The organism is Paenibacillus sp. 4624 (genome assembly GCF_050435065.1).
GTDB lineage: Bacteria > Bacillota > Bacilli > Paenibacillales > Paenibacillaceae > Paenibacillus > Paenibacillus amylolyticus_D.
Genome location: NZ_JBNDJR010000006.1, coordinates 370,345 through 379,877 on the forward strand (window position 1 = coordinate 370,345; position 9,533 = coordinate 379,877).

7 protein-coding genes are annotated in these 9,533 nt (G+C 47.3%); 6 read left to right on the top strand and 1 reads right to left on the bottom strand.

Going from position 1 to position 9,533, the window contains the following annotated elements; translation table 11 throughout:
* Positions 1 to 112 precede the first annotated feature (112 nt).
* Complete coding sequence (locus tag ABIE27_RS16405) at positions 113 to 1,030, bottom strand: ArsR/SmtB family transcription factor (RefSeq protein WP_123063155.1); 918 nt, start codon at positions 1,028 to 1,030, stop codon at positions 113 to 115.
* A gap of 562 nt (positions 1,031 to 1,592) precedes the next feature.
* Between ABIE27_RS16405 and ABIE27_RS16410 the strand changes: the two genes are divergently transcribed.
* The 6 genes from ABIE27_RS16410 to ABIE27_RS16435 all read left to right on the top strand — a co-directional run bounded on the left by ABIE27_RS16410 (position 1,593) and on the right by ABIE27_RS16435 (position 8,955).
* On the top strand, positions 1,593 to 2,504 hold the full coding sequence (locus ABIE27_RS16410) for a glycoside hydrolase family 43 protein (RefSeq protein ID WP_123063414.1): 912 nt from the start codon (positions 1,593 to 1,595) through the stop codon (positions 2,502 to 2,504).
* A gap of 139 nt (positions 2,505 to 2,643) precedes the next feature.
* On the top strand, positions 2,644 to 3,990 hold the full coding sequence (locus ABIE27_RS16415) for an ABC transporter substrate-binding protein (RefSeq protein WP_123063156.1): 1,347 nt from the start codon (positions 2,644 to 2,646) through the stop codon (positions 3,988 to 3,990).
* 241 nt (positions 3,991 to 4,231) lie between these two features.
* A complete protein-coding gene (locus ABIE27_RS16420) occupies positions 4,232 to 5,122 on the top strand; it encodes a carbohydrate ABC transporter permease (protein ID WP_090918396.1) in 891 nt (296 codons plus the stop codon).
* 27 nt (positions 5,123 to 5,149) lie between these two features.
* Complete coding sequence (locus ABIE27_RS16425) at positions 5,150 to 5,992, top strand: carbohydrate ABC transporter permease (RefSeq protein ID WP_090918394.1); 843 nt, start codon at positions 5,150 to 5,152, stop codon at positions 5,990 to 5,992.
* 155 nt (positions 5,993 to 6,147) lie between these two features.
* Positions 6,148 to 7,560, top strand: coding sequence for an arabinan endo-1,5-alpha-L-arabinosidase (locus tag ABIE27_RS16430; RefSeq protein ID WP_429350995.1), 1,413 nt, complete (start codon positions 6,148 to 6,150; stop codon positions 7,558 to 7,560).
* A 414-nt stretch (positions 7,561 to 7,974) separates the two neighbouring features.
* Positions 7,975 to 8,955, top strand: a complete 981-nt coding sequence (locus tag ABIE27_RS16435) for a glycoside hydrolase family 43 protein (protein WP_123063157.1) — start codon at positions 7,975 to 7,977, stop codon at positions 8,953 to 8,955.
* The last annotated feature ends 578 nt before the right edge of the window (positions 8,956 to 9,533 follow it).

Here is a 9,533-nt window from a genome sequence, read left to right on the forward strand (position 1 = left end):
GTCATCACTTTTCCAATACAGGCCATAAGTATATCATTAAAAAAAGAGTGCATATTCGCACTCTTCTACAATAAGGAGCATTCTTCAGCCAAACTTTCCAAGCATACCCTTTCTAGTCCTCCTGCACGTTATAAAGCACCCGCGCAAGCAGTCCCTGACCGTAGTTGCCGAAGTTTTTTCCGAAAATAGTCAGGCCGCGTTTGTTGACAGGGCCGTCGGTAACCGCGATGCGGAAGTGGATATCACTTTTGTAATCCAGCGCGATATCATCCAGTGTGACGTCGGAAATCCGGCATCCGTCGATATAGCTGCCTTCCTTCGTAATACGAATCAGCTTCAACATGCCGTACTGATTCAGGTGCGGAGGCCACCAGTCCGGATTAAACGTGCCGCGTGTATCGCCGAAATCTCCGGGACTCGTCCAGAGGCCGATCTTTTTGCCATTGACGTAAAAATAAATATCCGACGGATAGTTGTCACAGAATCCAGGGGCTTCTGAACCGAGCTCCATGGAGAGTTGAATCTCGCTAAACGTCTGGTTGGGCTTCAGGTAGTTGGGTATTCGGTATTCCAGATATCCTTCGGCCAGCCAAATCATCTCTGCATCGATCCGAAGCGGATCGGCAAAATAGCGGGGATCATCAAACTCCCCAATAATGCTGTCTTTCGTAGCAATCCCGCATGTGGGTGCCGCCTGATAATCACTGTAATGCCCAACCTGAATCTCTACCTCGTACCGGTTATGGATCTCCTGCGAACGCAGATCAACCATCAATTTTTCCTCGTTAAGATAACAGATCTTCTGAATTCCATGTTTGCCGACAGCCGTGTTAATCTCAATTAATCCGCTTTCCTCCAGCTTTTTGATATGCATTGTGATCGCGCCGTTACTAAGTCCGAGCTTGGTCGCGAGGTCATTAAGATTAAGACTTTGGTTTCTGGCAAGCAACTCAATAATCTGAATGCGAATCTCGGAGCTGAGTGCTTTGAAAATGTTCACACCTGACATCAGATCTTTAATATAAATCATAGGTGGATGTCCTTTCCCCGTTCTGAACAAAGCCTATTTACGCAGACTTTTGCACATTTGACTGTTTTATTTCAGATAATTATAAATCATTACATGCTCGAAAGAAAGAGCGGAGAAAAGCGAGGTATACCCTATGTATACAATGAAATTTTTAAAGCTTATACGAGATTTTATCCCCACACACTTAAAAATAAAACCTTAAATTAATTCATATATATTTGAAATATACCATTGAATTGTCATGTAACCGCTTTTATAATCCTATTATACTTAAATTGATTTAATACTTCATGAACCAAAGCAACCATTTAATCAGGAGAGGCGGCGTTCCGGTATGGAAAAGTTCAGTTCATGGAAGAAGTTGAGGAGTTTAGAGTGGAAGAAGTTGAAGCGGCTGGAGTGGAAGGCATGGAGGGGTTCCAGGTGGCAGACATGGAAGGATTCTAAAACGGTGAAAGTGGAATCAGGCTCAGGCGAATTAAGGGATTCAGATCATTCGCATGGCTTGAACAGCTCGAAGTTTTCATCCAAAAGGCGTTGGGTTTTACCTGCATTGTTGGTGATGGTGCTAGTGCTTGCAGGACAGTCTCGGGCTTTAGCCGCGTTTTGGAATCTATCGGGAGATATCGCCGTTCATGATCCGACTATCATCAAAGAGGGCAATTCTTGGTACACCTTTTCAACGGGGCCAGGAATTCAGGTGTTGAAATCAGATAACGGAACGTCGTGGTATCGTGTGCCGCAGATTTTTCTAAGTGAACCCTCCTGGTGGAATTCGGCTGTCCCCGCACAGAAAGACCTGGATGTATGGGCACCGGACGTACAACGGTATAACGGCAAAGTTTGGCTCTATTATTCCATCTCCACCTTTGGCTCCAATAGATCTGCGATTGGTTTGGCGTCCGCAAACAGCGTTGGCGCAGGGCAATGGAAAGATGAGGGGCTTGTACTGCAATCTAATACATCGAATAATTACAACGCTATTGATCCGGAACTGGTTATTGATGCTTCAGGCAATCCATGGCTGGCCTTTGGATCGTTCTGGAGCGGTCTGAAGATTGTGAAGTTGGACAAAAACACGATGAAACCGACAGGTAACATCTTCTCGATTGCAGCACGTCCGAATAACGGGGGCGCGATTGAAGCACCAAGTATCACTTATCGCAACGGATATTATTACTTGTTTGCTTCAATTGATTCCTGCTGTAAAGGTGTGAACAGTACTTACAAAATGGTCTACGGTCGATCCACCAGCATTACGGGCCCTTACGTTGACAAAAACGGAGTGAATATGATGAACGGTGGCGGCACGATTTTGGACTCAGGTAATGTGAGATGGAAAGGCCCGGGTGGGCAGGACGTGGTTAACGGCAATCTAATCGTACGGCATGCTTATGATGCAACGGATAATGGCAATCCGAAATTACTCATTAGCGATTTGTTATGGGACGGAAACGGCTGGCCGACGTATTAGTATGATATTTATTTTATAAAAGTATAAAATGTTTTAATAAAGTATTGACTAAAAGGATCTGGATTTGATAAATTTAACAACAGAAATGCTGATTCATGGTATTGAATACGTTTACAAGTCCAGATCAGGAGGGGTTCATATGGTCGAGAGAAAGAGTTGGGTCACGTTTATGCTGCTAATGCTGGTCAGTGCACTGGTGCTTGCAGGTTGTGGAGGGGGAAGCGGAAGTTCAAGCGGGGATAAAGAACTGACGTTTATGTTCCGCGGCGGCACGGATGAGCAGAAAGCCTATCAGGCTGTCGTGAAAAAGTTTGAAGAAGAGCATCCGGGCGTCAAAGTCAAAATTATCGTAACCGCTGCGGATCAATACGCAACCAAGCTCCGTGCAGCGATCACGGGTAACAGCATGCCTGACGTATTTTATTTTGCTCCAGGTGATATGAAGGCCTATGTCAACAGCAAGGTGCTAATGAACCTGACACCGTATATTGAGAAAAACAAAGATATCAATCTGGATAATATCTGGAAGTATGGCGTTGACTTGTATCGTTATGACGGCAAGATGGCAGGACAAGGCGACCTTTACGGTATGCCTAAGGATGTGGGGCCGTTTGCGCTGGGTTATAACAAGACCCTTTTTGAAAAAGAAGGTATTCCACTCCCTGACAAAGACAAGCCGTATACGTGGGAAGAGTTCATCAAGGTGAATCAGCAAGCCACGAAAGATACCAATGGGGATGGTAAACCGGACGTATTCGGCACAGGTTTTAACGTACAGTGGGCACTGCAGTCTTTTGTATGGAGCAACGGGGCTGACTGGCTGGACGAGAGCAAAACGAAAGTCACGATTGATGATCCAAAATTCGCGGAAGCGTTGCAATTCTTCGCGGATATGCAGAACAAGTATAAGATCACCCCTTCCATTGAGGAAGCACAAACGCTGGATACGTATCAGCGCTGGATGAAAGGCGAGATGGCGTTTTTCCCTGTGGGTCCGTGGGATATGAGTACATTTGAAAAGCTTCCATTCGATTATGATCTGCTGCCTTTCCCGGCGGGATCAACAGGCAAATCAGCCACATGGATCGGTTCCCTCGGGATCGGTGTATCTGCCAAAACGAAACATCCAGAAGAAGCTGCTGCATTGGTGAATTACCTCACGGCTTCAAAGGAAGGCATGAAACAACTCGTAGACGCGAAGGTTCAAATTCCGAACTTGCTTGATATGGCCGATGAGTGGGCGAAGGATACTTCCACCAAACCGGAAAACAAACAGGAATTCATCGATATCGTAAAAGATTACGGACGTGCGTTGCCAGGCAACTATACGTACAACGCGGAGTGGTACGACATGTTCTTCACCGACATTCAGCCGGTACTCGATGGCAAGATGACTGCCGCTGACTATGTGAAGCAACAACAGCCCAAAATGCAGAAGCTGCTGGACAAAGCAGTGGAGCAGGAGAAGAAATCTCAGAATAAATAGATAGACAAGGGATGCCAGCAGCCTGAACCGATGCTGCTGGCATTTGTTTGTTAGATGATTTAAGATGAGCTATTTTTTACACGTTGTAACGGAATGAACGATGTAAACGTTTAGTTTAATTTTATTTTCCAGATTCCATACGAGCATGTGGCATGTATTGACCGGAACAGAGCAGAAGCCAGGATTCAAAAAGGCCAATCGATGTATGCCACATGCTGATCTTAGAAACAGGGGTGAACACGTGAATACGAAATCGAGTTTGTATCGCAAAGAGATGATGTATGGATACTTGTTTATTTTGCCCCCCGTTTTGGGGCTTGTGATCTTTGTATTATTCCCGTTCCTCTATTCCCTCTATGGTTCGTTTACCGATTGGGACGGACTGGGGCAGATGAACTTTATCGGGCTTGCCAATTTCAAAGACTTGTTGACCGATGATCTTTTTTACAAGGCCATGTTTAATACGTTTTACCTGATGCTCGGTATTCCGATTGGTCTGTTGCTGGCGCTATTACTTGCAATGGGGCTGAATCGTAAAATTCCGGGTACGACCACATTTCGTGTGATCTACTACATACCGGTTATCTCTTCCTTGGCGGCGGTATCCATCATGTGGAACTGGGCGTACAACGGAGACTACGGTCTGGTGAATCAGTTCCTCGATCTGTTTGGTATCAAAGGCCCCAACTGGCTGGCGAACAAAGATACAGTAAAACCCGCGCTGATCATCATGACCGTCTGGAAAGGTCTGGGTTATACAATGCTGTTATATCTTGCGGCACTGCAAAGTGTATCCCGTACCTATTACGAGGCTGCCGAGCTGGACGGCGCGAATGGATTTCAGATTTTCCGCAATATCACCTGGCCGATGGTGAAGCCCGTAACTTTTTTCCTGGTAGTGACGAATATCATCGGGGGTTCTCAAATCTTTACCGAGATGAACATTATGACACCGACAGGCGGGCCGGAATATGCATCCGCTTCGATCGTCTTTTATATCTGGCAAAAGGCCTTTAGCAACCTGCAGATGGGTTACGCTTCAGCGATGGCCATGATTCTGGGCATCTTCATCTTTGTGATTACGCTTATACAATTCAAACTTAACGAAAGATCAGCCTACGACGGGGATTAATGGGCGAGGAAAGGAGTGGAACGGAAGATGTCTTATAGTCAAAGAAGGAAAGTAACAAACTCCATTATATTTATCGTTCTGTCCATCGGTGCGATTGCGATGATTGCGCCTTTGCTCTGGATGCTTTCCACCTCGCTCAAGGAGAAACAGGATGTATTCGCACTGCCGCCGGTCTGGATTCCGGAAGTGTTTCGGTTCGATAAATATAAAGAGATTTGGGAAGCGGGCCCGCTGCTCAGCGGGATCAAGAACAGTCTTATTGTAGCACTCAGTGTGACGGTGGTAGGTACGTTTACGTCGAGTCTTGCAGCATTTGCTTTTGCCAAGTTAAGATTTCCACATAAAAACAAACTGTTTCTTGCCCTGCTGGCCTCGATGATGATTCCGTATCCGACGGTCATGATTCCGCAATTTATTATGTTTTCCAAGCTGGGCTGGGTAGACACCTTACTGCCACTCATTGTTCCGGGGTTGTTCGGGAACGTGATCATGATCTTTTTCCTGCGGCAATATCTGCTTAGTGTCCCTGATGCGATTATTGAAGCGGCGAAGATCGACGGAAGCTCTTACTTCCGGTTGTATTCCAGCATTACATTTCCACTGATTAAACCTGCGGTAGCTGCACAGCTGATTCTCTGGTTTATGGGCATCTGGAATGATTATCTGGCACCGATTATTTATCTGAATTCACCTGAGAAACAAACGTTGCAGCTTGTTATTGCGAACTTTAACGCGACCTATGCGATTCAAACGGATTATCCGCTGATCATGGCGGCATCGATTGTGGCACTGTTACCTGTTCTAATCATCTTCCTGATCTTCCAGAAGCAGATTATCGAGTCGGTTGCGATTTCAGGGGTCAAGGGGTGAAAGGCATGAGGGATTGGAGAGCATGGAAAGAACCGGAGAGACGAGAAGAGTGGAATGAATCGAAAGAGCGAGAAGGGCGAAAAGACCGGAAACTTGATAAATATTGGACAGGGCCAAAGGGGCGGCATAGGGCAAGGAAGGGAGTTGCGGTATTAATGTTACTGATGCTTATAGGTACGGTAGGCTGTGCAGATGGCGGGGACACGGCGAAACCTCCGGTTTTTCCGGAAGCTCCGCAGGAACCAAAAATGTATGATCTCTCGATTCTGGATGATGAATCGAAGTGGACGATTAACAATGCACACGATCCTGCGATTATCAAAACAGACCAGGGCTACTACGTCTATTCCACAGATGTTCGAGTAGCAGGGGAACCGAAACCAGGCGTAATGGTGCGAAAATCAGATGATTTGATCAACTGGAAATGGGTGGGGCAGGCTTTGTCAGGTATCCCCAAGGAAGCATTGGACTGGACGGGAGCAACGAACCTGTGGGCACCGGATATTATTAAAGCGGGGGATACGTACCGATTGTATTATTCGGCTTCTAGCTTTGGCAGCACGCAGTCTGCCATCGGGTTGCAAACCTCCAAGTCTCCCGAGGGGCCATGGAAGGATGAAGGACTGGTTGTGAAGACCGCTGGTCAGGAAAAGGACGGACTGAATGCCATCGATGCCAATCCGGTACTCGATGCCTTAGGCAACCCGTGGATGGTATATGGTTCATTTTTCGACGGGATCTACATTGCACCGCTTGACCCGGATACGGGCAAGTTCAAGGAAAAGGGGTATGGTACGCGTATCGCAGTAAGAGACCGTGCAACCGAAGAAGGCGCAGTCGAGGGACCCTATATTGTGTATAATCCCGAGTTTCAAAAATATTACCTGTTCGTGTCTTATGATTCTCTGTTCGAAGACTATAACGTGCGGGTAGCTCGTGCCGACTCCATCACAGGGCCTTATACGGATATGAACGGCAATGAAATGTTGGATACGGAGCACCTGCCGCAGTATGAGATTGGCACCAAAATTCTGGGCGGATACCGCTTCACCGAGGGTGAGGGCTGGGTTGCCCCAGGGCACAACTCCGTGCTGAAGGATGGCGACGATTATTACATCGTGCATCATGCACGAGGCGAGACCGATAAAAACTGGCCGTATCTGCATGTACGCAAAATGTTGTGGACGAAGGACGGCTGGCCTGTCGTGTCGCCAGAGCGCTATGCCGGAGAGACCGTACAAGACATTCCGAAATCGATGATTGCCGGAACGTGGGAGGGCATGGCGCTTGATCCGTCTGTGAACGGGCAGGTGCAAGCAGTGCCATATACACTGACGAGCAAAGGCAAAATCGAAAGCGAGAACGGTTCGGGAACCTGGACGTTTGATGGCCAACAAACGATAACGCTGACGTGGAAGGAAAGCCCATGGGGCGGTGCTTCCACGGAAGAACTGAAGCTGCTCCCATCCTGGGATTGGGAGCGAGGCCAGCCTGCGCTGGTGATGACTGGTCTGAGCGACCACGGCATCGCGGTCTGGAGCAAACAGATCAGCGCAGCTGAGAAGTAAACCGCTGACCTTGAAGGGTGGTCAGCGAGGGGCGCGGACATGATGCAGTCCGTGCCTAGACTCAGGCATCGTGCGCTGGCGACAACATCGCATGTGGCGCAAGCAGTGAGACGATGAGCCAGCCTAATGGCTCGAAGCAGGATGGGTGCCAGCTAGCGAGTGTACTGCACGAGCGCTTGGCGCCGGGGCACAAGCAGTGAGAGGGAGAAAGGAGCCGCGAGTGCGAGTTTGACATCCGATTTCCACCGCCGGGAGCGGTGAAGGAAGAAATCGGAGGGCAAGGAGAGCGCCAAGGCCCTGTCGCCCGCGAACGTCCGCTGTGCCCCTCCAACCCTGCTCTATATGTTTTCGCAAGCACACCGAGCACATCATAGATTCAAGCCATAAACACACATATGAAAGGGGTTCATTCCCATGACCAATTCCATTACATTTACCAATCCCATGCTAGAGCAGCGCGCTGATCCTTGGGTGTACCGCCATACGGACGGGTACTACTATTTTTCTGCTTCCGTACCAGCCTTTGACCGGATTGAAATTCGGCGAGCAACGACGCTGGAGGCCTTGAGAGATGCCGAACCCGTAACCGCTTGGGCGAAGCGTGAGACTGGGCCAATGAGTGCAAACATCTGGGCACCAGAGATTCATTTTATTGATGGCAAATGGTACATATACTATGCAGCGGCACATACGAGTGAAACGAACGAGGGTTTATTCGATCACCGCATGTATGTACTTGAGAATGATTCCGCTAATCCGCTTGAAGGAACGTGGGAGGAGAAAGGGCAAATTCGAACCCAATGGGAGAGTTTTGCGCTAGATGCCACGACCTTTGAACACAGAGGCATTCGTTATCTGGTCTGGGCCCAGAAAGATCCGAGCATTGACGGCAATTCGAACCTCTATATTTGTGAAATGGAAAACCCATGGACACTGCGTGGTGAGCAGGTCATGATTACGACACCTGAATACGATTGGGAGATCATCGGATTTAAAGTCAATGAAGGCGCAGCCGTACTCCATCGGAACGGTCGTCTGTTTATCAGTTACTCAGCCAGTGCGACGGATCATCACTATTGCATGGGGCTACTTACGGCAGATGAAGATGCCGATCTGCTTGATCCGGCAAGCTGGGTGAAATCACCGAAACCAGTATTCCAGACTTGTGAAGAGAATGGACAATATGGACCGGGACATAACAGCTTTACCGTTTCACCAGATGGCAAAACCGATATTCTGATCTATCATGCGCGCAACTACAAAGAGATTGAGGGAGATCCGCTGTACGATCCGAACCGCCATGCTCGTGCGCAGGTAATTCATTGGAATGAAGATGGAACACCGAATTTTGGAATTCCGGTTCCCGATGGGCAAGGTGTGGCAGAGGTGAAGTAGTATTTTTTTGGATAAAGTATAAGAGATAAGAGCCTTTGGTGAGCAGATCATGCTGACGAAGGGCTCTTTTTGATATGTATGATCCAATAAAGGTTATCTATACAGTGTGGAGCTTAGAAGTCTGAATTAAGAAAGTTTAGATCGTGAAAGCAACCGAGGAGAGGCAGAGACGTATACCATTACATCGAAAAATTCAAAACAATTTAAACTGAAGGACTTATTACTTTTAGTTTTAAGGTCTTGAACTCGGTGTGCAGAATTCTAACGATCACCAGCAACGCTATTTTGACGATATTGTACAGATTTATTTTCTAACGATCTCAGGAGAGCTTATTTGGAGAATTTGATGTAAAAAAGGACATTTATCATGCGTTTTCAGCGAAATAAGGTTTGTGGTGATCGTTAGAATTGGAGAAAGCTCGATATCGATTAAATAAGCTCATCTGAGATCGTTAGACTAAACAGGGTGTGGGCGAAACGCTTAAAACCAAAACCAAAACCAAAACCAAAACCAAAACCAAAACCAAAACCAAAACCAAAACCAAAACCAAAACCAAAACCAAAACCAAAACCAAAAC

Excerpts from the sequence above, each read along its gene's own strand:
- ABIE27_RS16405 (WP_123063155.1), bottom strand. The coding sequence starts at position 1,030 with ATGATTTATATTAAAGATCTGATGTCAGGTGTGAACATTTTCAAAGCA.
- ABIE27_RS16410 (WP_123063414.1), top strand. The coding sequence starts at position 1,593 with ATGGTGCTAGTGCTTGCAGGACAGTCTCGGGCTTTAGCCGCGTTTTGG.
- ABIE27_RS16415 (WP_123063156.1), top strand. The coding sequence starts at position 2,644 with ATGGTCGAGAGAAAGAGTTGGGTCACGTTTATGCTGCTAATGCTGGTC.
- ABIE27_RS16425 (WP_090918394.1), top strand. The coding sequence starts at position 5,150 with ATGTCTTATAGTCAAAGAAGGAAAGTAACAAACTCCATTATATTTATC.
- ABIE27_RS16430 (WP_429350995.1), top strand. The coding sequence starts at position 6,148 with ATGTTACTGATGCTTATAGGTACGGTAGGCTGTGCAGATGGCGGGGAC.
- ABIE27_RS16435 (WP_123063157.1), top strand. The coding sequence starts at position 7,975 with ATGACCAATTCCATTACATTTACCAATCCCATGCTAGAGCAGCGCGCT.